Raw genomic sequence first — 25,059 nt, forward strand, 5'->3', positions numbered from 1 at the left:
CGTCTCCACCGTCTCTCCGATGCGTCCGACCGTCTCTCCAGCCCGTCAGCACCGCCTCAGCAGCGCCGGTGAAGGGGGTTCTAAGTATAACCCGACAAAGCCGCAAGTGGAAAATGACGCCGCTGAGCATTTTTTTGAAACACCCCAAAAAATTGTTTAAAGTCAATGCAGTGAAGAACCTCAAAGGCCACCTCATACCTGCTGACCCGGACTTTTTCCATCGGGTGACCACGGATCAGCACCAAAGGCAAAAGGCGACACTACTATATATTGGGATTTGACCAATGCTGGACACAAGGCTGCGCGACTCAAATCAGCGAGTCGACTCGCTGACTTTAACGGATTCAGCATGGAATCCCTCAAATATCAGATTTCGAACCATGGCGAGTCTGACAACCAGACATTAAGAAGTCCGACCGCGCCTTCAGTGGGCCCGCATTCTGATCACCTATCTTGCACATCTCTCCGGGATGCGCTCTGGTCCCGGCAATTCGTTTTCGGCTTCAGTAGCGAGACAGGCATGGCACGTCACCTTCCGTTCCCTTTGGTCAGAACCGTCGGGTTTGACGGAGCGCTTGTAACTTTTGCGGACACAATGTCTGAGACCGCGAACCGAGCGGCGCTGGCGTTTCGATCTGAAGTGGATCGGCTTCAGTGGTCAGAGGTCACAGAGTCATCAGCCTCATTGGCCTCGGCGTATGTTCGGTTCGACACGCAACGCACCACCCATCAGCAGATATTGCACAAGCTTCAGGACCTAGTTGACCAAAGGGACTGGTACAATACGCCGCTTCCAACTAGCCGCAGGCTATGGCGCATACCGACGGTCTATGGCACCGACCTTGCGCCACAGCTGGACGATGCCGCTGCTGCTGCCGGTCTCGCGCCGGCAGAAGCGATACGGCGGCTTGGCCGGTCCCGCGTGCGGGTTTTGACGATAGGGTTTGCCCCCGGGCAACCCTACCTTGGGCCATTGCCCCCCGAGTTCAACATTCCGCGGCTGCAAAACCTGACCCCCATGGTGCCCGAAGGCGCTCTGGTTCTTGCAATATCTCAGTTTGTGCTGTTTTCCGGACCGACGCCAACCGGGTGGCGACATGTCGGGCAGACAGCTTTTCGGTGTTTCCGACCTGAGACAAGTGAGGCATTCGCCCTCAACCCCGGGGATGAACTGATGTTCGAGCCCGTTTCCCGCGAAGACTTGGATCACATTAAGGCCAACAATGAGGATGGCACGGGCGGGGCAACCTGCGAGGCGATTGCGCCATGAGCCTGATCGTCCACCAGATCAGCCCGACTTGCACCATCCAGGACCACGGGCGCATTGGTTATCTGGACCAGGGCCTGTCCCGGTCTGGTGCTGCCGACACACTGGCCCTTTGTGAAGGGGCCGCATTGCTGGGACAGAGCCCGGAACTCGCCGCGCTGGAAATGGCCGGAATGGGTGGCGAGTTTGAGGCCACACAGAACATGCGCATCGCTTTGACTGGTGCGCGGATGCAGGCCAGTATTGATGGCAGCCCCGTGGCCTGGAACGCCTCGCATCGCTTGGAGCCCGGACAACGGCTGATCACCGGTGCGGCCCTGCAAGGCAATTACGGCTATCTTCACTTTGGGGGCGGTATCGATTCAGAGGTTTTTCTTGGATCTAGATCAGCGCACCTGACGGCACGGATCGGGCGAGCAGTGCAGCCAGGCGACAGGCTGACATGTGGTCCGGATGCAGGCGGCGCAGGTTTGAAACTGACCCCTTCCGAGCGCTTCTCGGGTGGCGTGTTACGCGTCGTAGCCAGTTTTCAGACGTCCTTGTTTGATGACGCAACGCTTGATCGATTTGTCCACACCTCATTCCATCGTGGCGCCCGCGCCAACCGTATGGGAATGCAAGTGGACAGTGACGGAGACGGGTTCGCGGCCACTGGCCAACTGAACATCTTGTCCGAGGTGATCACCCCGGGCGACATCCAGATGACCGGAACCGGAGACCCGTTCATCCTGTTGCCTGAATGCCAGACCACAGGAGGGTACCCTCGCATCGCGACCGTTTTGCCCTGCGACATGCCCCGCGCAGCGCAGACGCCCGCTGGCGGAGCGATCACGTTCGAATTTGTGAGCTTGGATCAGGCCACCGATTTGCACTCGGCATTCCTGGCGGATCTTGCCCGCCTGCCCTCAAAAGTCGAGGCGCTGGTGCGTGACCCGCATGACATCCCGGACCTGTTGTCCTACCAATTGATCAGCGGAGTGATCTCTGCCACCGACTGAGGAGATGTGCCGATGCCAAGCGTCGATCTGAATGCCGATATGGGGGAAAGCTTTGGCCCATGGAAAATGGGCGATGACGAAAGCCTTCTGAAAATCATCACCTCCGCCAATATTGCCTGCGGCTTTCATGCAGGTGATCCGGATGTAATGGCATCTACAATGAAGCTGGCGGCCGAGAATGGTGTCGGCATCGGCGCGCATCCCGGGTTTCCCGATCTGCAAGGTTTTGGTCGCCGGAACATGAAGCTGTCCCAAGGCAACCTGTGCAATCTGGTGCGGTATCAATTGGGTGCGGCGATGGGCGTGGCCAGAGCGGTCGGCACTAAAATACGGCACCTGAAATTGCACGGAGCACTGGCCAATATGTGTTCGGTTGATATTGATATGGCGCGGGCCTGCTATCAGGGCGCGCTGGACGTCGACCCTGACATCATCGTGATGGTTCTTGCCGTGACGAAACAGGAAGACGCCGTGCGCGAGCTGGGCTGCAATTGGGTGGGCGAGATCTTTGCCGACCGCGCCTACAATGACGACGGAACATTGGTTGACCGCAGCCTGCCCGGAGCCGTGATCCACGACGCAGATGTCGCAGGACCACGCATCCTGAACATGGTGCGTGAAGGCGCGATCATCACCGAAAGCGGCAAGCGGCTGGAGACATCCATCGACACGATTTGCCTTCACGGGGACGGACCGACTGCCGTTCAGATTGCCCGCTCAGTTCGTGAAAGCCTGATCGGGGGCGGTGTAGAGGTGACGAAATTCACCCGCTGAACATCATGCGTTAACACCAGCAGCCCAATTTTACGACTGTTGCCCGTGCAGGTCTCAGCGCTTAGCATGACGGGCAAACGCATATTCTGAATACCATAATTGCAAACAATGCATTGACCCACAGCGGGCACGTGCAAGGAGGTCGTGGAATGTCATTTGATCTGATGTCTTATCAGCCCCGAGGCGACAAGAAGAACTCGGACTTCTTCAATGAATACCTTCCGAAGATATATCAACGCCGGACAAGCTCGGGCGTCACGGATCAGGTTGGCGCAATGAAGGCCATTATCATTCAGGTCGAACCCGGTGCGCTGTTCGACACAATGGTCGAGCTTTACGTGATGACGCCTTATCGGCACACCGCCAGCTATCTGGGGCAGACCCACAGATTTTCGGTTCTGCATTCGCATCCCGACTATCCCGCGCTTATCCTGATGGCCCCGCTCAGCCCCGGATTTGAAGATTTCATCCCCCGCATCAACCGCATGTACCCGCTGGCGCGCAACATGCCTCAGACGCGTTATGTAGGTGAGGTTTTCGCTGCCAGTGATCTGGACGCGCTGACCGGAGCACTTGAGGATCAGAACATACGCTTCGAGTATTCCGGCGACACCGAGAACCCGTTCTACACATCAGACGGATTCCGATTCACCACGCCGTCGGACTTTACCTGCAACCGGGTTGGGTATTCGCCCCACGACTTTAACGACACCGACAGTCTGGGCCTTGGGGATCGCGTGTTGCTGAGCAATACGGAACAGGCCCGTCTGGAACGGGCCGCCGCCTTCGGAACCGAAAGCAGGATCGCCCCGCTGATGCTGGGAATCGACCATCTTGCGACCCGGGTGCTGGCGGGTGAGCGCGAGGATGCGATCCTCGAATTCCTGACCATGGTGCCCTACTATTTCTGGGGTGCTTACAACATATTCGACATGAACTCATCGACCAACGTGAACCGCAGCGGCAACGTGGACGATGACAAAAAGTCTCCGGCAAAGGTTTTCACCGCAAACAACACGCCATCTTTCGTCAATTCCTTCGCCAAACTGCCAATGCCGACCGAAGATTTCGTGCGCAATTTTGGCCGCCGTCTACACCACATGGCCGTAGAGATTCAGGATGGCGATCACGGCGCCGGGGAAAAGAACGTCGATTTCGTGGTGAACACCTTGAAGGACAAGGGCGTGCCGTTTCTAGCCCATGTGGTGGGTGAGTGCAAAGATGACCCGAACCTGAAACAGATCTTCTCGAAACACTCGAAGCACACCCTGCTGATTACCGAGTATATCGAGCGGTGTCACAAATACGACGGGTTCTTCACCAAGGACAACGTCGCCGCCCTGACGGCTGCCGCCGGACAGGATGAACAATACCAGCACGGTCACGTTTTCGACTGAAAAAAAGGCTGCGGAACACCGCAGCCCAGACCCGTTCAGGAGAGAATATGCCGAACCTTATGACGGCCCGATCATGAAACAGGTGACGTTGCGGGCCTGCAGACGACGACAGGCCAGATCAGCCTGTTCGCGGGTCATGCCCTGAAAAGTTGCATCGAAACCACGCGAGTTTTGGTTTACCTTGCGCAGCGTGCCTTCCAGCGTGGTCATTTCCGACAATGCAGTCTTCAGCAAAACCTTCTCGGCCTCGTACCGCGTGGTGTAGCGACCCACATTGACGCCCCACAGGTGACCACCGGACGAGGACAGGCGGGTGACGACCTCCTGCTCGGGCTCTGGCTGTTTGGAGGTTTCGGTCGACGCCAGCACCAGATTGTCCGGACGCAATGCCGGACGGGTATCTGAGGTTTCGACAGGCGGGGCAGTAGGCGCGATATCCGCTTCGGCAATGGCCGCCGCAATACCGCTGGTGATGCGATCGCTGTTCTGATCGGCTGCCGCCGCAACAGCACTTGCCACCTGCGTTGCCGCAGTTGGCCGTACAATCGGGCGCAAGCTGGATTTTGGCGCGCCGCTCACACTTGCCACCTGCGTATTGCCACCCAGCCCGGTATTGCCCGCATAAGCGGGGCGTGCCGGTTTGCGAATGGGTGCGCGCGACGGGGCACGACGGAAACCCATATCCAGAAGCTCTGCAACCTTGGCGTTGCGCGAGGCACCGGATTTTCCACCAAAGACGGTTGCGATGATGCGCTCGTCCTTGCGTTTCGCCGACGCCACCAGATTGAAGCCCGCCGCACGGGTATACCCGGTCTTGATACCGTCAGCTCCTTTGTAGGCGGCCAGCAAGCGGCGATTGGTGTTGGGAACAGTCTTAATCCCAGCATGCGTCGATTGCCGCGAGAACAGGTTGTAATACTGCGGGTAATCATACAGCAGATGCCGCCCCAGCGTGGTCATGTCGCGCGCGGTGGACAGGTGCCCCGACTCGGTCAGACCATGGGCGTTCTTGAAGGTCGTGCGGCCCATACCCATTGCTTTCGCGGTCCGGGTCATGCGCCGCGCAAAGGCCGCCTCGGACCCGCTGATGGCAATCCCGATGGCGGTGGCCGCATCATTGGCCGATTTTACGGCTGCCGCACGGATCAGATACCGGAATGCAATCGTCTGACCCGAGCGCAGGCCCAGCTTCGACGGCGGCTCGGCCGCTGCCTTCTTGGTGATCCGAACTTGGGTATCCAACGTGATTTCACCGTTTCGCACGGCTTCGAACGCAACATAAAGCGTCATCATTTTGGTCAGCGACGCCGGATGCAACCGAGTGTCAGCGTTACGCGAATGCAGAACCTCTCCGGTTCGGGCATCAATCACCATCGCAGCGTAGGGTGCCGCCATGGATTTGAGCGGCGCAAACGCCAGCACACATAGCAACGCTATAAGGAATAAGCCCATTCGGGCCGGAACTGTCCGCCGAATCTGCACGGTGTTTGCCTCTGTCTGCCTCGCGCCGCCGGGTTTTCCCGGTCAGCAAATTTTGTTTTATTATCGTACAGACTATCACAGAGACCTAGTGAAATAAACCGAAAGCTGAGCTTTTCGCGGTTTCGTTACGCCGCCCGAACAGGGCTATATCTAGACAGATACTGCCCAAAGGGCACCAGATGCGCGATTGAGGCAGAACTGGGTCAACACCCGGCTGGGTTTTTGTGGAACTGCGGCCAAAAGGCAACATCACTTCAGGCTGCGCACCAGATCGACCAAATCGCCCAAATCCCTCAACTCCCGGAATCGGGGACTGTCGACCGGGGCTTCAGCATGCTCCACTTGCCAGACAAGGCCGTGCGGGACATGAACCCCCCAGCTTCCAGCCTGAATCGGAGCCACAACGTCAGATCGCATGGAATTGCCAACCATCATCGCACTCGCCGGGCCGTCACCGTGTTGGTCAAATATGGACCGGTATGTGTCAGGGGTTTTTTCAGACACGATCTCCACAGCGGCGAACAGATCGCCCAGACCCGACTGAGCCAGTTTGCGCTCTTGATCGATCAGATCCCCTTTGGTGATCAAAACAACCCGGCACAAGTCGGTCATGCCTTCCACGGCTTCGCGGGCATGGGGCAACAGCTCGATCGGATAGGCCAGCATTTCTTGGCCGGCTTCGATCAATTGGCGAATGACCGAGGCCGGAACACGGTCGTCAGTGACCTCGATAGCGGTTTCGATCATCGATAGGACAAAGCCCTTGATACCATAACCGTAATGTCGAATGTTGCGCTTTTCGGCCGCCAGAAGCCGCTCCATCAGATGGTCCCGGTCGGCATGCTCGGCCAGCAATTCAGCAAAATGCGCCTGCGTCAGCTGAAAAAATCGCTCGTTGTGCCAAAGGGTATCATCCGCATCGAAACCGATTGTCGTCAGCCTGTCAGTCATCTTGTTTACGTCCGCTTGCTCTTTTCACCGGCCATCCCCACGTTATATAAGCGCGGAGATAAACCCCAAGCCTGAATCGGACCGTTGCCTACGATGCTGGAAAAGACCTGGATGATGTCTGACGAACCGGCCGACGACAGCGACGCGTCCGTCCTGCTGCAGACGCGCCCTAAAACCAAGCGTCCGCCTTTGTACAAGGTGCTGTTGCTGAACGACGATTACACGCCGATGGAGTTCGTGGTTCATGTGCTGGAACGTTTCTTTGGCATGACCCATGCGGAAGCGTTCGAGATCATGCTGACCGTGCATAAAAAAGGTGTAGCCGTCGTCGGCGTCTTCAGTCATGAGATTGCTGAGACCAAAGTTGGCCAGGTGATGGATTTTGCCCGCAGGCACCAGCACCCGTTGCAATGCACTATGGAACGCGAAGAATAAGGCATTTTGCCTGACGCTCACCCACTTTCTGCTGGAATCGCCCATGTCCCCTCGCCTGGAACTTGCATTGCAAAACGGCCTGTCGCTGTCGCTGCCTCTTAGCGTGATCTGCCCCGTGCCAGACCATGATTTGTCAGTGCTTCCCCAAGGGGCGCAGCTGGTGCAACCGTTCAAACCTTTTCATGACCATTTTGCTGCGCAGGGCTTTGACACGGTGCCAGAAACAGACGGCCCCTGTCAGGATGTCATTGTGTTTTTGCCGCGCGCCAAGGCGCTGACGCGGGCGATGATCCATCTGGCCAGTTCACGAGCCCGAGGCGTTGTCGTGATCGATGGCGCAAAGACCGACGGTGTGGACAGCATTCTGAAAGATGTACGCAAAAGGACCTCGGTCGAAGGGCCTCTATCCAAAGCCCACGGTAAAATTTTCTGGTTTCAGGCTGACACACAGACCTTCGCGGATTGGGCCGCGCCAAATACGCAGATGGTCGATGGATACCACACGGCACCGGGTGTGTTTTCAGCCGACGGGATTGATCTTGCTTCGGCTATGTTGCTGAACGCCTTGCCCGCCAAGCTGGGGCCTCACGTGGCGGATCTGGGTGCAGGATGGGGGTATCTGACCGCAGAGATCCTGAAGCGCGACACTGTGAAATCCGTGCACCTTGTCGAAGCAGACAACCTGGCCCTCAACTGCGCGCGTATCAACGCATCTGACCCGAAGGCCCGGTTTTATTGGGCCAACGCCGTCACCTGGACTGCGCCAGAGCCTATAGACACTGTGGTGATGAACCCTCCGTTTCACACCTCACGCAGCGCGGATCCAACGCTGGGTCAGGGGTTCATCATCGCTGCCGCGCGAAATCTGACCCGCAACGGTACCCTATGGATGGTGGCAAATCGCCACCTTCCATACGAGACAACGCTGAACGAACAATTCACTCAGGTCAATGAAGTCGCCGGCGACAACCGGTTCAAGGTGTTTCAGGCCACTCGCCCTCGACGCTAAGGCTCGCTAACCTGCCCCCAATTCAGGAGGATTCGTATGTCCTTTTCCATCGCAGGCAAGACAGCAATCGTTACAGGCGGGGCCAATGGCATCGGGCTGGCCATAGGACGGCATTTCGCAGATGCGGGCGCAAACGTCATGTTCGCCGATATAGATGAAAAAAGCCTGGTCGATGAGGTTGGGGAACAGGCAGAGGACGGCAATATTCGCTACTTCGCAGGCGATCTGCGCGAAAAGCTGACCATTGCCAATTTACTGTCGGCAACACTGGATGCGTTTGATCAGGTGGATATTCTGATCAACGGGGCGCGCCAGGTGATCCAGTCTGATCCGCTGGACCCTGATGATGACTCGATGCGCACCTTGCTGAACCAGAACCTGATGCCTGCCCTGCGGCTCAGCCAACTGGTCGCAAAGCGTATGATCAAACAGTCCGGGGATGACGATGAAAGCCCGGCAGGATCGATCATCAACCTGTCTTCAATCGCAGCCCGGCGCACGCATCCGGACCTGATGGCCTATTCCGTGTCGACCGCCGCGTTGGATCAGTTGACACGTTCACTGGCCGTGGCGCTGGCGCCGAACCGCATCCGGGTCAATTCGATTGCGCTCGGCTCGGTCATGAGCGCATCCCTTCAATCGACGCTGAGAGAGAACCGAGACTTCCGAGACGATATCGAAAAGCACACACCGCTTGCCCGCATCGCGTCGGCCACCGAATTGACGGAAACCGCGCAGTACCTGGCATCGGATGCAGCCGGATTCATCACCGGCCAGATCCTGACAATCGACGGCGGCCGCACATTGCTTGACCCTGTTGCCGCACCTGCGCATTAAGACCCATGTTCGAAAAAGAAAAATCCACCGCCTCTGCCTGGTTCCGCCAATTGCGCGACGACATTGTTGCCGCGTTCGAAGCGTTGGAGGACAGCCACGATGCCGGCCCGTTTTCCGACATGAAACCCGGCCGGTTTGAAGTGAAGGAAACCAAACGCCAGTCCGAAGACGGCTCTGACGCAGGCGGCGGTCTGATGTCCGTGATGCGAGGCGGGCGTGTGTTTGAAAAGGTCGGGGTCAATGTCTCGACAGTTTACGGGACCCTGGGCGAGCGTGCACAACAGGCAATGGCAGCACGCAAAGGCATTCCCGGGATGACCGAAGACCCACGTTTCTGGGCCTCGGGGATCAGCCTCGTGGCGCATATTCAGAACCCGCATGTTCCAGCGGTGCATATGAACACTCGGATGTTCTGGACCCCGCACGCCTGGTGGTTTGGTGGCGGATCAGATCTGAACCCCTGCATCGAGTATGATGAAGACACGGCGCATTTCCACGCGACCCAAAAGGCTCATCTGGACCCGCATGGCCCCGGACATTATCCACGTCTGAAGGAGTGGGCAGACGAGTATTTCTATATCCCCCACCGCAAACGCGCACGCGGCGTAGGCGGTATTTTCATGGATGATTATTGCACCGGAGACTGGCAGGCGGATTTCGCCCTGACGCAGGATATCGGTCGGGCTTTCCTGCCGGCTTTCCTGCCATTGGTTGAAAAACGGCGTGTACAGGGTTTCTCGGACTCCGACAAAGACACTCAGTTGGTGCATCGCGGTCTTTATGCGGAATACAATCTGGTCTATGACCGCGGCACTAAGTTCGGACTGGAAACCGGACATGACCCGGACGCGGTTCTGATGAGCCTGCCGCCGTTGGCGAAATGGGTCTGACGCTTAGAACGTGTCCATGATGAAATTGTCATAGCAGTAGTTCTGCGCCGACGACGCCGACATATTTGCCCCAACTTTCCTGACGGTGATGGAATACCCGGGCTTGGTATCCGCCCCCGGCGGCGGGGTCAGCGAGAATTGCACGGTCCGGACACCGGGTTCATAGGCGCGCCAGATATAGATCCGCTGGTTGTTTGGGACGCCCAGCGAGCGGATCGCATAGTCCCCGATCCCACACCAATAGTTCACGGGCGCCGACGATCCGATGGCCTTGACCTCATAGACACCGTCCGGCATCGGAGTGATTTCCGTGCGAAATTGCGGTCGAACGGACAGACCGAACCCAACAGCCTCGGCCATTGCAGGTATCAACAAAAGTGCAGCAGCAGCGAAAGACTTTACTAAACGCATAATCCAGATATCCCGAAACAAGGGGCCGATACCAATAACATAGCCGGGAGGACCTGCGAGTAAAGCGGGACATGCCAACGAACCTGTAACACTGACCACAACAGCGAATTAATTCTACTCAAATTGCAGGAAAGCATTACACTCTCTGTAAATTTTTGGGTCCCGTTACACTGTTGGGCATTTCTTTGAGCAAGACGTTTCCAAAAGTCTGGTTTGATTTCCCGCCTGAGAAATACTCGGATCTGGGAGCAATGTTCTATCTGGCAGGGCTGACGACAACACATCAGAAACGCAGTCTGGCACAGGTTTTGTATGCGTTCGAAACCCCGTTTCGCCTGGGCCAGTACCATATCTTCCGACAGAACGGATTCCCCCGAGGCTTTGTCACGTTCGCCGGGCTCAGCCCCGAGGTCGAGCACCGCTATGCAGTAAAAGGAAAACCCCTCACAGACGCGGATTTCACCAGCGGGCCCTCTTTCTGGATCATCGATCTGGTGGCCCCGTTTGGACAGACCAGCCAAATTGTTGATATCCTCAAGCAGGAGATCCCGCACCAGCGTGTGCGCACCAACCGGATGGACAGTGACATGACACGCAATCGGATTGTCGAATGGACGCGGGATGAAGCAGGCGAAGTTCACATGCGCCTGTATCGAAAGAAGGAATTTGAACGCGTGTTGCAGCAAGGCGAGGGTTAATTGGTTTCAGTTCCGATCACAGGCGAACTGACCGGGGATGTGACTGGTTTCCCGCCCAACGTGGAGACGGGACAACCCACGTTGGACAATGGAAACTTCAATCCGGTCACACAAACCTGGACGATAGCGGCACAGCCCGCCAACGGAACCGCCTCGATCGACCCGAACACAGGAGAGTGGACCTATACCGTCGACCCGACATTTTTCGATGGTCTCGACAAAGGCGAAGTTGTCTTCGATTCTTTCTTCATCAGCGTCTCGGGTACAACGCAAGTCGGCCCATTCACCCTTCCATTCACCGGCACACCGGACCCGGTGGAAGTGGTCATCAGGATTGAAGGCGTCTGTTTTGCAGCCGGAACTCTGATTGAGACTGAAAACGGCCCAACTGCGATTGAAACGCTGGAGGTAGGTCACAAGGTGGCTACCGAGGATAACGGTCTGCAACCCATCCGCTGGATCGAAAGCAGTACGATTCCACGCGAACGATTATGCGATGAACCTGTTATGCGCCCCGTTCGTATCTCGGCGGGCAGTCTGGGGCCGAACGAACCCTCTCGCGACCTTCTCGTGTCACAACAGCACAGAATTCTGGTAAAGGGCCCGAAGGTCGAGTTGCTTTTCAGCGCATCCGAAGCCCTGGTTGCCGCCAAACACCTGTGCGGATGGCCCGGCATTGGCATCGATACATCTGTTGAAGCCATCGAATATCTCCACGTCCTGCTGGACCGACACGAAATCCTGAGCGCCAACGGAGCGCTGGCCGAAAGCCTGTTTCTGGGGGAAGAGGCGCTGTATACCTTGTCCTCTGACGCGTTGCGGGAGCTGGCCGCAATATTCCCGGACAGGCCGACCCCGGGTCATACCGGGTTCGGGCGCGCGGCTCGTCTGATACTGCGCGAACACGAAGCCCGCGCCCTCGCCCGAGACTAACTACCGGCCACAATATGTCCGCCGACATCCTGCGGGGCCAATGCAACCGTCTTGATCACCGCATGACATGTGCTGCCCGGTTGCAGGTTAAGGGCCGCAACAGATCGACGCGTGACCCGCGCCAGCACATTGCCCGCCGGGGTCCTTACGGACACGATCGCACCAGGTCCCTCGCCCGACCGGATCTCTTCGACAGTGCCGCTGAGCACATTCAGCGCCGAAAGCCCCTCGGGTTTTTTGTTCGACAGGATCACTTCCTGCGCAGGAATACGAATACGCAAGTTAGCTCCGATCTCATGCGCAATGCGAGGCAGAAACAACCGTGCGCCATTGGCATTCAATTCCGTCAGCCCATCGGAATGATGCTTTGCAACCTGAACCTGCAACACGGCCCCGACGGCACGGACACCCGTAGGGGCCACAGACGGGTCGGCAAGAACTTCGGATGCGGGCCCATGACGAACGGCCTTGCCATCCTGCAACGCAACGACGGACGTTGCCAATCGGGCCACTTCAGCAGCCGAGTGCGTCACATAGAGGATCGGAACCGAAACCTCATCCCTGAGACGCTCGAAATAGGGCAGGATTTCCGCTTTTCGCCCATCATCCAGTGCCGCCAGAGGTTCATCTGCCAGGATCAATCGCGGGCTTGCCAACAAGGCCCGCCCGATGGCGACGCGTTGTTTCTCACCGCCTGACAACCCGGCAGGCCTGCGGTCCAGAAGATGACCGATGCCCAGCATGTCGATGACCCTGTCGGGGTCTTCGCGTCGTGTATTCTTCGGCGCGAACCATCGCCCATAAGCAAGGTTCTGACGCACGGTCAGATGAGGGAACAACCGCCCTTCCTGAAAAATATATCCCAATCGACGCCGATGCGGCGGCAGCCAGAGCCCCTTTTCCGTGTCGAACAGAACCCAGTCATCCACGGACACACGTCCCGCCTCGGGCCGCAGCAACCCTGCGACTGCGTTGACAATGGTGGTCTTGCCCGATCCGGAGCGCCCAAAAAGCACTGTTACGCCGGGGGGTGCATCAAAACTGACGTCCAGATCTATCCCTGACAGATGGTGGTGCAACCGAACAGACAGGCTCATGATCCGGCCACCCGCGCGGCGGCGCGGCGTCCCACATATTCTGAAAGCAACAACGCGCTCATCGCGATGACGATCGAGATCAGAACCAGCCGCGTCGCAGCGGCCTCGCCGCCTGGAACCTGCAAAAAGGCGTAAACAGCCGAAGGCAATGTCTGCGTCTGACCCGGAATATTGGACACGAAAGTGATCGTCGCACCGAATTCACCCATGGCCTTGGCGAAAGCCAAAATAGACCCGGCTATGACCCCTGGTAGAATCATCGGTAAGGTCACGGTAAAAAACACCATCGGGCGCGACGCGCCCAGTGTTGCTCCTGCCTGTTCCAGCTTCGGGTCCACCGCTTCGATCGACAAACGTATCGCCCGGACCATCAAAGGGAAGGCCATGATTCCGGCGGCAAGGGCTGCACCTGTCCAGCGAAAGGCCACTACGATCCCGAACTCGGCCAAGATCCGACCCAGTGGCCCTTGAATGCCGAAGGTCAGCAACAACAGGTATCCGGTGACAACAGGCGGCAGGATCAGCGGCAAATGCACCAGACCATTCAAAACCTGTCGCCCGGGAAACCGCCAGCGGGCCAGAGCGTAAGCGACAAATATCCCAAACGGCAAAGTCGCCAGCGTCGCCCAAAAGGACACGCGCAGTGAAAGTTTCAAGGCTTCAACTTCTGCAGGCCCTAACCAATCCAAGGCAATCACCTGCCCGGCAGGGTAAATCCCTGCTCCAGAAATACAGCCGTGACAGCATCCGTCTTCAGGTGTTCAAGGAAAGCGTGTGCTCCTTCTTTTGCATTGAGGGTCAGTGCCGCAGGGTAAATTATCGGTGGATGCAGGTCGGCGCGGAAAGTCGCAACGACCTGGACCCTTTCCTCCACCTTGGCATCTGATTGGTACACGATCCCCAATGGCGCGGCCCCTGCTGCCACCAGAGCCAGCGCAGCGCGAACATTGTCGGCCTGCGCCACCTGATTCCGCACAGCTTCCCACTGGTTCAGACTCTGCAAAGCCGCTTTGCCATAAATCCCGGCAGGCACCGCATCAACCAGTGCCATGGCCAGATAGCCATCTTTCAATTCCGCCCTGAGGTCATAGCCCGGTTGGATTTCGCCCATTTCGACACGATCATCAGACCCGATCAGAACCAGACCGTTGCCCAGTAAATCCACTCGAGAATCCGCCCGAATTAGACCATCCTGCTCCAACACATCCATCCAATCCGTGTTGGCCGAGACAAACATATCCGCAGGTGCGCCCTGCTGAATCTGCCGCGCCAGAACCGACGAGGCCGCATAAGAAACAGTAACTCTCTGGCCGGTCTGGTTTTCATACCCCACCACAATTTCATCCAAAGCGGTCTTGAGGCTGGCCGCTGCAAAAACCAGAATGCCTTCGGCACCGGCCCTGATTGGGGCCAGCGCCAATATGCCAAAGACCAGTGCCACCATCCAAAATCGGCGGCCGAAGGATAGGGTCATGTATATTCCCGACCGGATCGTTTCAGTTTCTCCGGGAATATCGGACGCCACAGGTGGCGCGCAAGCGCCTTTGGCCATTTAAACATGATGGGTCGAAAGTTCAGCGCGACATTTGCTGTCGATCTGCCTGGAATTGGGTTGCACACTCCTTGACCTGAGGGGGGTCCTGAGTACACGTATGTTCAGTCGACCGCTCATACGATGCAACGTTGGTCGGCTGCTGATCAAGGAATACAAGAAAATCTTCCAGACCCTCTTGCGCCCGCCCGCAGGCTTGGCTAAATGCAGCGTCACGGGTGATTAGCTCAGTTGGTAGAGCGCTTCGTTTACACCGAAGATGTCGGGAGTTCGAGTCTCTCATCACCCACCATCCTTTTCCCACAATGTATCAAGGTCTTACGCGACTAGCACCTATTGCTGTGCTGCGCATGAAACTGTGCCCGCTGCGCCTCCGCTGCACTTAAACGGAAAAGATGTCTCCAACACAGGAGATTTGGGCCATGGCAACAATCGTAAAACGGCCTAGTGGGAAGTGGCAGGCGACTGTACGGAAGGACGGGCAATCCCGATCAAAGTCCTTTCTAAAGCGTGCTGATGCGGCGAAGTGGGCGCGAGAGACGGAGTTGAGCGCCGACAGGGGATTGCTAACCCCAACTCTCAGTGTGGGCGCATCCGAGATGACACTTGGTGAAGTGCTGCGAAAGTACCGAGATGATGTCACGAGCGAGAAACGGTGCGCGGACAATGAAAGCTATGCAATTAACGGATTCCTGCGGAAATGCTCCAAGCTGGCCAACAGGAAGGTCAGCAAGCTACGATCCGCTGACTTTGTCCACTATCGTGACCAGCGCATTAAAGCCATGAAGGCGGCGACTGTGGTGAGGGAACTGGGTTGGTTACAGCACTCCCTAGATGTCGCCTGTGAGGATTGGGGGCAGAACCTGCCACAAGGAAACCCAGTAAAGCCTATCCGACGACCAAAGATTGACAACCGCCGAGAGAGACGACTGCAGGAAGGGGAATGGCATGCGTTGTTGGGTGCCGTGAACCAAGCTCGGTCTCCGCTGATGAAACCGCTACTTACGCTTGCTTTGGCGACTGGGATGCGACGTGGAGAATTGCTGTCAATGAATTGGAAGCACGTAGACCTTGAACGTCGGACAGTGTTCTTGCCTCAAACAAAAAATGGTCGCGCCCGTACAGTTCCACTCAGCCCAAATGCCGTTGCCGTATTGATGGACCTGCCACGCGTTGACGACAGGTGTTTGCCTCTGTCTGGCAACTCTGTGCGACTAGCCTTTGACCGTCTCAGGCAACGGGCGGGCGTGGTTGATCTTACATTTCATGACATTCGGCACGAGGCGGTGTCCCGCTTTGTGGAAAGCGGGTTATCGCTAGCACAGGTCCAAATGATCAGCGGGCATCGGGACTTGCGGATGTTGATGCGTTACACCCACCTGCAGACCGATGACATCGTGGCGAAGCTGGCAGCCGTAGAATTTGCTTAAATCGACTTGATACAGTGCAGGGTGGTCAAACTCTCCCCAGTGCGTCAGCAGGGACCACCCTCACCCACATCCAGCGACAACAAGTGTCCCTTGTGCATTTTGGCTGTCCGGTTGCTGGCAATGTAATCCTCAAGCATTGGCACAGACGTTAGCCCTTCGTCTAATGAACACACAGGCGCTAACCCTCCCTCTAAAGAACTAACAGGCGTCACCCTTCCCTCATTTGAGCATACCCCTCCGTCAATTGAGCATACAGGTTTCGCTTTGTCAGCGTTGATCAGGTTGCTTTGACGGTTTGGACCTACTTCACTCCAATGCGAGTGGAGCAGATCTCATCTAAACATAAGTAAATAAACACAAAAACACGCTGACCTGTAAGCAAAGGTACTGAAAAAAGGGCTATTGATCCTTCTAGTTTAGCCATTGCGTGTTCACCGGGATTTTTCCCAGTCGCCCCAATGGGGCAATTCCATTTGCTCTGCATCCACTAGAGCACGTTCCCCAAACTGGTCCAATGGGCCGCACACAGGAGGCTTACATGCCCCATATCACTATTGTCGACAAACCGTGTGGCTATGGCAAATCCACACAGATCAACCGCAGCTTCAAAAAGCGGGAGAAATATATCGCCGTTGTACCTTACCTGAGTGAGGTGGAACGGTTCATCAAAGATGCCCGAAAAGGTTCCGATTTCATTCTTACGGAGCCTGTTAACAACGGTGGCAACAAGAGCGATCACTGCGAGAAGTTGATCCATGCGGGCAAATCAATCGCTTGCACTCACGCACTTTTCTACCGGCTTGGAACTCTGGCAACCCAAAGCACGGGGATTGCGAGATGTACTGATTTCGACAGCGGCGGCAAACCGACAATCGTAGTCGACAACCTTCTTGATGGATACAACTTCATCATCGACGAGGTCGTAAACCCCTTCGAGGTGGAACAGACAGTCCGAAAGGTTGACTTTGACGCAGCTTACCTCGGCCTTGGCATGGCAAAAGAGGAACCTGACGGACGTATTGTTCCAACGGAAAAGTGGGATGAGCTATACCGCATAGGGGACAAGACATTTAACCGATCACTCTATGACAAGGCCAAGTCGGGTGCACTTTATCGCATAAGCGAGAAGCTGTTCGTCCTCGCCATTCCCAAAGAACTCTTGCTTAAGCCCAAATCCGTGACGATTTATACGTATCTTTCGGAAGGGTCGGTGCTGCTGCAGTACCTGCAAAAACTGCAGAAAGACCACCCCGAATGCTTCACATTGGAGGTGGAGCGTCTGGATGCAGTAGATGAGGCAGCATGGCGAGAAGATGTTGCTAACGCGCTAACGGTTCTACCCATGCCAGAGATAGGGAACCAAAAGTGGACACATTGCGCACAGCTAAACACGATCAAAACGCATCGTGAATGTTCTTCGGTTGGTCAGAAGCTACGCAAGTTCAAAGACAGAGAACTGTATGGAGTAAACCTCAAAACCGTTATGCTGACGTGTGCACGTGACCTGTGGCATGGGGCAGTAACAGGCCAAAAGCCAAAGGCAGGCAGGCTATCAAAGCATACACGGCTGTTCGGTCGGGCGATGAAGGAAGAAGTGTACAACAAGGACACGGAGACCTTTGACGAGGAGTGGACCACAAACGGTGTCAGCTTTGTGCCCAACACTACACGCGGGACCAATGACCATATCGGATGCACAACAGCGGTGTATCTCTATGATCAACACCCCAACCCACAACTGCTGACGTTCCTAGGTATGAAGCGCAATAGCAATGAGGCGCATAGGTTCTCGGATGCCTATGCGTTGACTGAACTAGTACAGTGGCTGTTCCGATCTGCAATACGCGTGGGTGGACTAAACAGTACCGGACGAGCTTACTCACCTAGGCGTCCGGTAACGCTCTACATGCCATCTAATAGAATGCGGAACCTACTGCTGAACTGGCTGCTGACGGGTCAGGTCAACAGTGGACCGGTCAAAACAAAAGGACAGAGACAGACTGAGTTGCTTACCCGATTGGAGGGTCGTCAGGTGGCGGCAGTAGCATAGTGCCGTTTGACATAGCAGCGGAACAGACGTTCCTCACTCATGAAGAGGCCGCCCTGCGCGGCCTTTCTCGTTTCTGGACAGGTCGTCCGTGTAAGTATGGGCACATGGCCGAGCGGTACGTCAGCAATCGCCAATGCGTGCAGTGCAACGCTAAGAAAACGGTGGAGCGGGATCGGAGATGTCGGGCAGCCGATCCCTCTTACCGTATGTTCAGGTCGGTACTGAACCGATCAGGACAAGTGCTGATGGGTCGAGCGAGACCCTCCAATCCTATCGGCTGCTCTAAGGACACACTAACGCTGCACATAGAGGCCCAGTTCTCAGACGGCATGACATGGGATCGGTATGGTCAATGGGAAGTGGATCACATTACCCCCCTCTCGGCTGCCCGGTCTCTGGAACACCTCATCGAACTTTGCCACTACAGCAACGTTCAACCTCTTTGGAAACGAGACAATCTAGCAAAGGGCGGGGCGTAAGCCTCGCCCATGCGGGAAGTAATCTGTCTTCTTTCGGTAAGCCCCCAATAATCTAACGCGAATAGAACCCATCACGAAGCTCTTGCCTTAGGCGCAGACGCTCGGGGTACTCTTTCAGAAATAGTTCGGTCGGTTTGCCCTCCCAAACTTGCGCATAAACTCGCATCTTGTTACCGCCATAAATCTTCGCAAGGTCCTCATTGGAACAACCCCTCGCCCAAAGGTCATCGGTAATCGCCGTAAGGATTTTGGCAAGTTCACCGTTGCCAGTCGCCCCTTTGTTGAACGCATCGATCATGTAGCCGCCGTCGTCGTACATGCTTGCGTTTGCAGTTGCGAACTGTACGACTAGTTCAGTCGAGAACATGTCGTCTGTCGCGATCCCAACATGGTCGACCCCCACAAGTTGGACATAGTAGTCGATCATATCAGCAGCTTGCTCGGGTGAGATATCCTCGGGCCAAACACCGTCCATCATCCATTCGGTGAAGGTCGGAGAAATATAGCCGCCCGATTTGGCTGCACGCAGCGCCTCGTCGTCGGGAATGGCCCGATAACAACCGCGTGTCGTGGCATTGGGTTCGTTCGCATAAAGCCCAGCTGGGACAGAGTGCGTATAGACATATGGCACGCCGGGATAGTTTTCATCCATGTAGTCCATGGCGTCGTTGGCCGTTTTGGAGCCCGTGTGGCTTAGGTCTAGCAGGATGCCGAACCGCACCATTTCATCGATGACCGACTTCCCCCAAGGCGTAAGACCAATGTCGCGCCCGTTATAGGCCGCCAACTGCCCCGATCCGGTTCGAAAAAAATCATTGTATGCCAGGATCATACTTTTGATCCCCATATCCTTTAGCAATGCCATTTTCTTAAGATCGCCATTCAGGATTGTGGCGGTTTGGCTGTTCCAGATGACGGCTGTCTTGCCTTGGATATGGGCGGCTTCGATATCTCGGGTTTCATTGACGATCAGGTAGTTTTCCGGTTGCTGCGCCATGGCCGAGCGAAAGTGGTAGTGCTGCTCTAGCAGGGTTTCAAACGACATATCCGCAGCAGCCAGCGTCATCTCGTGTCCCGTAATGCCGTTGTCCCGCGCCCGCGCGAAGTAGGTATGAAGCTGGTCGTAGTCGGTCCAACCAGTGCCGTAGGGGCTGGCCAACATGCCGAGGACGATTGTGTCTTGCACGAATTGCTTCGCCTTTTCTGACGCATCCCAAGTCTTGCTTTCCTCGCTGGCGTGTAGTGCGCCACCAAAATTGATCGCTATAGCGCATGCGGCCAACAGGGTCTTCATGACAGAACCTCCCTAACTGTTTTGATCTTTGCTGACACTTTCGATCCACCTCAGAAAACGATCCGGGTTCTTAGGCCGAACAGCGTAATGCTATCCTGAGCGGGATTCAGCAGCGGGTCGGAAATGAACTGCAGTGATGGCGTGATCTGCAATCCGGGCGAGATTGAGAACCGATAGAATGCTTCGAGCGTGAACTGGTCACCGTCTATGCCTCTTGCCTCGGCCCAGTTAAGGCCCAGTCCTGCCAAATCGGTGTTGCGACCATAGTAGCCCAGACCCGCAGAGACGGACCGGTCATATAGTGCTACGGTCCCCTTTGAGGCCCCAGCCCGAAAGAACGGCATCCACTTATTGTCAACAAACCATGCGGCAGAGAACGCAGCGCCGTAATCTTCCGCTCGACTGCCATCGTCAGCCGCATCCGCATGCCAGAGGGTCAAATGGATGTTGTCGAAGTAGATGCGATCAAAGCCGGAGGTGTAACCAAATTCGAGTGATTTGAAGAGATTGCCATCGCTAAACACATCAAAATTTGGATCAGACGGGTCGGCGTTTGCGTCTGAGACGCTGGCAACAGCGTAGAAGTTTTCGCTCAGCTTTACCCCACCGGCAATGCCAAGACCTTGGTTGGGCGTGTTAATTGTCGGATTGGTACTAAAAGACAGGTTTTGGAAACCACTGTAGGGGCTTACCAACCCATAAGTATCCAAAAAGTCCGTTACATCAATCTGCCCGACTTGCAGCGTCCACACGCCGTTCTCGGCCCTTTGCGTCCAGAACAGGTTGGTCAGCAGCAAACCATTATCGTTGAAGGCTGTCCCAGTGATCGAAAGTGCTCCGCCATCCAGCCCAAGAAACTGCGGGGCAACATCGGTGTAACTGTGCCGGTCTTCGATCTTGAATGTCAGAGAGCCGCGTTCAGTTGCCTGCCAACTGCCGTAGAAACGTGCAATTCCGCTTGCCGCTTCGCCGGTTCCCAGATCAGCATTCGTGGATTGGCCCAATGCCAAGTAATCGATATTGAAGCGAAACCCTTCCTCGGCCAGTCGGTCTTTCCACTGAAACCAACCCGGTGCGATGTTGCGCGGAAAATCGGAACGGTATTGCGGATCGGTTAGCCCATCCCCGGGCTCTAGATCAGCTTCGACCGAAGATGGCCCGGACAGACCTTGAGCCGACGCTGCACCAGCGAAGGCAATGCTCAATGCGGCAACTAGAAGTCTAATCATTCAGACGCCTTTGCCCCGCCGGTCTTGCGATTGCCCGCCGCTCGGATACGATCAGCGGAACGCTGCTTCCATTCCAGCCTGTCTGCCTCGGTTTCCAGAGTTTCGACACGTTCCGTTTCCAACTGGAAAGTCGCATTCATAGGCATGAGGCCATCCACAACCATCATATTATGAACAGAAGGATCGATAGTCAGCATACCGGTCAGCCGAACGGGTTCGTGGAAGTAACTGGGCGTCCAGTCCCCATTCAACCGTACACGGATCATCTGGTTGGGTGGAGGTGGAGGCATGTGACTGCACATCCCTCGCTCTGGCACCAAATACGCCACAGGCCGACCGTCCGGATCACTCGGGCCCGGAATGGCAAAGCCCGCGAGTGTGATTGTTTGACCATCGAATTGCGGATTTCCGTTCGTTCCTGCCTTTCTTCGCCGTTCTTTCACAACCTCCCGCTGATCGAGTAGCCATCCGACATCAATACCATCTGCTGCCAAAGCGTCCTCGGTCTCGGTCAGAAGCTCTTGCCATTTTTGCCTTTCTTCCGCGCTGCCAGCATCCTGCTTCAACCTGCCGCGCAAGCGTACGACAAAGAGGACATCGTCAAATTGCTCGGGGCTTAGATCGCGATAGGGGTCTTCAAAGACTTGCGAAGAAGGGTCCGGCAGTTCCGCCCAGTCAACTGCCGTTCCCGGCGCTGCCATGGCGGGATGGCCGCACCAGATCAACCCGACGAATACGGCGAAGCGAAACCAATAACGCATTAAGGCTCTCCGGCTGCTTTTTTGTTCATTCCAGTGTGTTCTTGTATATTACACCGTCCTTCATGATCAGGCGGATTGTATCTGGGCTTTCAGGCCTCGGGTCGGCGCCGAACCACTGATCACCTGTGCCGATAACCGAGAGGTCTTCAAGTGGATTACCGTCGATCAGCAGGATATCCGCATAGGCGCCTTCTTCGATCACGCCCAGTTTGCCGGCGGTATACGGGTTCATAAAGTCACCCGACAATGCGACCACCTCACCGCCCGTCGATGTCAGCGTGACCATGGATGTATAGGGTCCAAAAAATTCATTGTTCAGATGCTTCTCGTAGGCGATCTGGATATTGCATGCCTCAACCGAACCAACACAGTCGGTCTGGAACCCTCGCTTCACCGGGCATTCCTTCATATTATCGATGTAGCCTGCAAATGTGGCCGAGGCAGACTTTGCCTTGGCCAAGCTCGCCGGAACATCCGCCACAGCCGGAATGTCGAGAAGGCCGGGGTCAAATGCCGTTAGGTTTGTTGTAATGTACGCACCCTTCTCGTTCATGACTTCAGCAATTTCGCAGTCAAAAGAAAAACCATGTTCGATTGACATAACACCTGCGTCGAGCGCACTCAGGATTGCTTCCTTGCGATAGGAATGCGCCATGACATAGCTGCCATATTCATTCGCGACCTGGACGGCGGCTCTGATTTCTTCGGGCGACCCGGCCAGCAATTGCCAAGGGTCGAATGCCGACACAACACCACCGGATTGCATGAATTTCAATTGCGTCGCGCCCATACGAAAGTTGTTACGTGCGTATTTATAGACGTCATCAACACCACTGACTTCCTGAGCCATGTTCAGCCGACCCATGTTTGTCTCCGAACCAGGTGGTGCCGTGAAATTCGCGAAGTCAGCGTGACCACCACGTGTTCCGATAAACGCCCCGGATGGATAGTAACGAGGACCCTCGATTTGCCCCAAGTCTATCGCCCTACGTAGTCCGCCATTAGCGCCACCAGCATCCCGGACAGTGGTGAAACCCTGCATCAAATACATCTCGGCCATCCGTGCACCGTGTATGGCAAAGTCCTCCCAGGTCGTGTTGGCCTCCATCGCGGGCAAGGTCGGCCCCATCAGCATAAGATGCGCGTGCAATTCAATAAACCCGGGGGTCAGTGTCCGCCCCTCTCCGTCAATGACTGTGGCATTGGGGGCATCGATCGCATCGGTTGAGACGGCCTTGATCAGGTTGCCCTCGACCAATACGCTGGCATTCTCGATACGCTGTTCATTCACGCCATCGAAGATGTGCACGTTGGTAAACAACGTTTGGGGGTCTTCTTGATCCTGAGCCTGCGCGGACGCTGAAAAAGCAAGACCTGCAGCGACAATTACTGTCGAGCAAAGCGACATTCGTAGACCGGACATAAGTACTCCCTTCATATTCGTGTTTTGCAAACTGTAGTCCGAAATATCTTGGGTCGGTTGCCACTTTTGAATTAGCATGTTCGGATGTGTTCGTAAAAATGGCCACTGAATAAATCGACCAATCATCACAAGGGTGACGAGCTTGCCTTTCAACTCCACCTCTCAAGAGCATAGCGAGGGCTTTATTCGCCTCTCCTTAGCTGCTCCGTTTTTGCAATACCTCACCGAACGCAAGATCAATCCGCAACCAGCATTGGACCAGGTCGGATTGAAACCCGAACTGTTGTCTGACCCATCCGTGTTCGTTCACTCAGAGCTGGTCTACGGTTTAGTGAATGCCTTCTCAGAAGTATCAGGGGATCGATACCTAGGACTGAATGTAGGGGAAGCGTTTGACCTACAAGGATGGCCGCCCTTCGCTCAAGCCTTGCAATCTACAAAAACGCTTTTCGAGTTTTTCACTCGCTTTGTTGAGCTCGTCCCGCAGGAGTCCAATTCTGTGCGGCACAGCCTTGTGATTGAAGCAGGCAAGGCGACTTATCGTATCGAGAGGCAACAGGAACCAACTGTCCCACCCATTCAGGTGACCGGTTTTGGTGCCGCAATCTATGTACGCCTATTGCAGACCGTAGTCGGAGATTCCTGGGATTCTTCGCGTGTGCGATGGGAAAGCAGATACATCAATGGGCTGCCTATCGACTACAAAGGGATCGAGGTTGGCCTTGGGACTGATCCCGGAATGCAAATTAGTTTTCCTGTGGGATGGTTGTTTTTGCACCTTGTCTCTGAGGGCTCTGCCAAGCCCATAGCTTCACCTCAACAAGAGGAAGAAGTAACCGTGGTGGCAGCTTTGCGCTCTGTCTTACGCGACAAACTAGATGAAACCGATTTGGGACCTGAGATGGTGGCTGGAATGCTGGGAATACAACCGGAACGGTTTCTGAAAGCGCTTCAGCAACAAGGCACAACCCTACCCCGTGAAATCAAACGGCTGCGTGTCGATGTCGCCAAAGAGCACCTCAAAGAAGACCAGATGACAATTGCGGAGATTGGTCTGATGCTCGGCTATTCCGACAAGTCCCATTTCACTCGCTTTTTCCGAAGTCAAACCGGAATGACACCGACCAAGTACCGCCACGGTGTATAGTTACGTTGCGAATACTTGGACTGCTTTTCCATTACACACCAAGTGCGGGCCGACAAGGATTTGCAACACACTTTTTGGAGCCCCTATCTAAGGATCACAGAGGGACAATTGCCCCCATAGCCCCTGCGGCGGTGCATGCAGCGCTGCGCCACCGCTGCACCAACTCTTTGTTTCAGTTCGATCAGCGACAGACCTGATCTAAGAAAGATGTCATATGATCTTGATACGTCCAGAAGATTGTGCGACCTTCAAGCCACTGACAACACTAGACATCTCTCCAAGATAGTGCTGGTTGCGGCAGTGGAGAACAGCACCTTGTTGCACGTGCGGATTAGGATAGAGCGCTTCGTTTACACCGAAGATGTCGGGAGTTCGAGTCTCTCATCACCCACCATTCTCCCGTCAAAGCATCAGCATTCAAACAATATCGAAATGCCGAGGCGCAGTTGCAACCGATTGCAAGTCGAGATCGATGATGCATAATGCACCAGCAATGCCACACTTATCTGTTTCCC

23 protein-coding genes and 1 tRNA gene are annotated in these 25,059 nt (G+C 55.7%); 14 read left to right on the forward strand and 10 right to left on the reverse strand.

Going from position 1 to position 25,059, the window contains the following annotated elements; genetic code table 11:
• Nucleotides 1-520 precede the first annotated feature (520 nt).
• The 4 genes from AC2FFA_RS20385 to AC2FFA_RS20400 all read left to right on the forward strand — a co-directional run bounded on the left by AC2FFA_RS20385 (nt 521) and on the right by AC2FFA_RS20400 (nt 4,436).
• Nucleotides 521-1,270 carry a 5-oxoprolinase subunit B family protein gene (locus AC2FFA_RS20385; RefSeq protein ID WP_496853058.1) on the forward strand — a complete coding sequence of 250 codons (750 nt, stop codon included), beginning with the start codon at nt 521-523 and terminating at the stop codon, nt 1,268-1,270.
• Nucleotides 1,267-2,265 carry a 5-oxoprolinase subunit C family protein gene (locus tag AC2FFA_RS20390; RefSeq protein ID WP_496853059.1) on the forward strand — a complete coding sequence of 333 codons (999 nt, stop codon included), beginning with the start codon at nt 1,267-1,269 and terminating at the stop codon, nt 2,263-2,265. The genes AC2FFA_RS20385 and AC2FFA_RS20390 overlap by 4 nt, the downstream gene beginning before the upstream one ends.
• Before the next feature lie 12 nt (nt 2,266-2,277).
• Nucleotides 2,278-3,039 carry a LamB/YcsF family protein gene (locus tag AC2FFA_RS20395; protein WP_496853060.1) on the forward strand — a complete coding sequence of 254 codons (762 nt, stop codon included), beginning with the start codon at nt 2,278-2,280 and terminating at the stop codon, nt 3,037-3,039.
• A 149-nt stretch (nt 3,040-3,188) separates the two neighbouring features.
• Nucleotides 3,189-4,436 carry a hypothetical protein gene (locus tag AC2FFA_RS20400; protein WP_117872347.1) on the forward strand — a complete coding sequence of 416 codons (1,248 nt, stop codon included), beginning with the start codon at nt 3,189-3,191 and terminating at the stop codon, nt 4,434-4,436.
• A gap of 57 nt (nt 4,437-4,493) precedes the next feature.
• On the opposite strand, the gene AC2FFA_RS20405 is transcribed toward AC2FFA_RS20400, so the two are convergent.
• Nucleotides 4,494-5,888, reverse strand: coding sequence for a D-alanyl-D-alanine carboxypeptidase family protein (locus tag AC2FFA_RS20405; RefSeq protein WP_496853061.1), 1,395 nt, complete (start codon nt 5,886-5,888; stop codon nt 4,494-4,496).
• A 279-nt stretch (nt 5,889-6,167) separates the two neighbouring features.
• Entirely contained in the window at nt 6,168-6,869 is a 702-nt protein-coding gene (locus AC2FFA_RS20410; RefSeq protein ID WP_496853062.1) for an HAD family hydrolase, read from the reverse strand.
• Nucleotides 6,870-6,962: 93 nt separating this feature from the next.
• On the opposite strand from AC2FFA_RS20410, the gene clpS reads away from it, so the two are divergent.
• The 4 genes from clpS to hemF are packed head-to-tail and all read left to right on the forward strand — an operon-like array spanning nt 6,963 to nt 10,040.
• Nucleotides 6,963-7,304, forward strand: coding sequence for an ATP-dependent Clp protease adapter ClpS (gene clpS / locus AC2FFA_RS20415; RefSeq protein WP_496853063.1), 342 nt, complete (start codon nt 6,963-6,965; stop codon nt 7,302-7,304).
• Nucleotides 7,305-7,347: 43 nt separating this feature from the next.
• Nucleotides 7,348-8,313: a class I SAM-dependent methyltransferase gene (locus AC2FFA_RS20420; protein ID WP_496853064.1), complete on the forward strand. Its 966-nt coding sequence runs from the start codon at nt 7,348-7,350 to the stop codon at nt 8,311-8,313.
• Nucleotides 8,314-8,349: 36 nt separating this feature from the next.
• Complete coding sequence (locus tag AC2FFA_RS20425; protein ID WP_299901477.1) at nt 8,350-9,150, forward strand: SDR family NAD(P)-dependent oxidoreductase; 801 nt, start codon at nt 8,350-8,352, stop codon at nt 9,148-9,150.
• 5 nt (nt 9,151-9,155) lie between these two features.
• A complete protein-coding gene (gene hemF / locus AC2FFA_RS20430) occupies nt 9,156-10,040 on the forward strand; it encodes an oxygen-dependent coproporphyrinogen oxidase (RefSeq protein ID WP_299901474.1) in 885 nt (294 codons plus the stop codon).
• A gap of 3 nt (nt 10,041-10,043) precedes the next feature.
• Here hemF and AC2FFA_RS20435 read toward each other — a convergent pair whose 3' ends face one another.
• Nucleotides 10,044-10,451: a hypothetical protein gene (locus AC2FFA_RS20435; RefSeq protein WP_117872977.1), complete on the reverse strand. Its 408-nt coding sequence runs from the start codon at nt 10,449-10,451 to the stop codon at nt 10,044-10,046.
• Nucleotides 10,452-10,636: 185 nt separating this feature from the next.
• Here AC2FFA_RS20435 and AC2FFA_RS20440 point away from each other — a divergent pair, with 185 nt between their 5' ends.
• On the forward strand, nt 10,637-11,149 hold the full coding sequence (locus AC2FFA_RS20440; protein ID WP_496853065.1) for a toxin-activating lysine-acyltransferase: 513 nt from the start codon (nt 10,637-10,639) through the stop codon (nt 11,147-11,149).
• Nucleotides 11,150-12,082 (forward strand): Hint domain-containing protein, encoded by a 933-nt coding sequence (locus AC2FFA_RS20445; RefSeq protein WP_117872333.1) that lies wholly within the window; start codon nt 11,150-11,152, stop codon nt 12,080-12,082. It abuts the gene before it with no gap.
• Here AC2FFA_RS20445 and modC read toward each other — a convergent pair.
• The 3 genes from modC to modA are packed head-to-tail and all read right to left on the reverse strand — an operon-like array spanning nt 12,079 to nt 14,653.
• The gene (gene modC, locus AC2FFA_RS20450; RefSeq protein ID WP_299901467.1) at nt 12,079-13,179 is read right to left on the reverse strand and encodes a molybdenum ABC transporter ATP-binding protein; all 1,101 of its coding nucleotides are present in this window, start codon (nt 13,177-13,179) and stop codon (nt 12,079-12,081) included. The two genes, AC2FFA_RS20445 and modC, sit on opposite strands and share 4 nt — an antisense overlap.
• Nucleotides 13,176-13,868 carry a molybdate ABC transporter permease subunit gene (gene modB, locus AC2FFA_RS20455; protein WP_117872975.1) on the reverse strand — a complete coding sequence of 231 codons (693 nt, stop codon included), beginning with the start codon at nt 13,866-13,868 and terminating at the stop codon, nt 13,176-13,178. Before modB ends, modC begins: the two co-directional genes overlap by 4 nt.
• A 5-nt stretch (nt 13,869-13,873) precedes the next feature.
• Nucleotides 13,874-14,653, reverse strand: coding sequence for a molybdate ABC transporter substrate-binding protein (gene modA / locus AC2FFA_RS20460; protein ID WP_254683758.1), 780 nt, complete (start codon nt 14,651-14,653; stop codon nt 13,874-13,876).
• Nucleotides 14,654-14,947: 294 nt separating this feature from the next.
• Between modA and AC2FFA_RS20465 the strand changes: the two genes are divergently transcribed.
• The 3 genes from AC2FFA_RS20465 to AC2FFA_RS20475 all read left to right on the forward strand — a co-directional run bounded on the left by AC2FFA_RS20465 (nt 14,948) and on the right by AC2FFA_RS20475 (nt 18,211).
• Nucleotides 14,948-15,023 (forward strand) — tRNA-Val (locus AC2FFA_RS20465).
• A 490-nt stretch (nt 15,024-15,513) separates the two neighbouring features.
• Nucleotides 15,514-16,161 (forward strand): site-specific integrase, encoded by a 648-nt coding sequence (locus AC2FFA_RS20470; RefSeq protein ID WP_496853100.1) that lies wholly within the window; start codon nt 15,514-15,516, stop codon nt 16,159-16,161.
• Between the two features lie 538 nt (nt 16,162-16,699).
• Entirely contained in the window at nt 16,700-18,211 is a 1,512-nt protein-coding gene (locus AC2FFA_RS20475) for a YonV C-terminus-related protein (RefSeq protein ID WP_496853066.1), read from the forward strand.
• 531 nt (nt 18,212-18,742) lie between these two features.
• Here AC2FFA_RS20475 and AC2FFA_RS20480 read toward each other — a convergent pair.
• From AC2FFA_RS20480 to AC2FFA_RS20495, 4 genes are read right to left on the reverse strand one after another with little or no spacing between them, the layout of a single operon-like run.
• Entirely contained in the window at nt 18,743-19,984 is a 1,242-nt protein-coding gene (locus AC2FFA_RS20480; protein WP_496853067.1) for a membrane dipeptidase, read from the reverse strand.
• A gap of 50 nt (nt 19,985-20,034) precedes the next feature.
• The gene (locus AC2FFA_RS20485; RefSeq protein ID WP_496853068.1) at nt 20,035-21,213 is read right to left on the reverse strand and encodes a carbohydrate porin; all 1,179 of its coding nucleotides are present in this window, start codon (nt 21,211-21,213) and stop codon (nt 20,035-20,037) included.
• Nucleotides 21,210-21,974 carry a DUF3299 domain-containing protein gene (locus AC2FFA_RS20490; RefSeq protein ID WP_496853069.1) on the reverse strand — a complete coding sequence of 255 codons (765 nt, stop codon included), beginning with the start codon at nt 21,972-21,974 and terminating at the stop codon, nt 21,210-21,212. Before AC2FFA_RS20490 ends, AC2FFA_RS20485 begins: the two co-directional genes overlap by 4 nt.
• Before the next feature lie 25 nt (nt 21,975-21,999).
• On the reverse strand, nt 22,000-23,397 hold the full coding sequence (locus tag AC2FFA_RS20495) for an amidohydrolase family protein (protein ID WP_496853070.1): 1,398 nt from the start codon (nt 23,395-23,397) through the stop codon (nt 22,000-22,002).
• Nucleotides 23,398-23,539: 142 nt separating this feature from the next.
• Here AC2FFA_RS20495 and AC2FFA_RS20500 point away from each other — a divergent pair, with 142 nt between their 5' ends.
• Entirely contained in the window at nt 23,540-24,544 is a 1,005-nt protein-coding gene (locus AC2FFA_RS20500; RefSeq protein WP_496853071.1) for an AraC family transcriptional regulator, read from the forward strand.
• Nucleotides 24,545-25,059 lie beyond the last annotated feature (515 nt).

The sequence above is a fragment of the Ruegeria sp. YTSB088 genome (genome assembly GCF_059609825.1).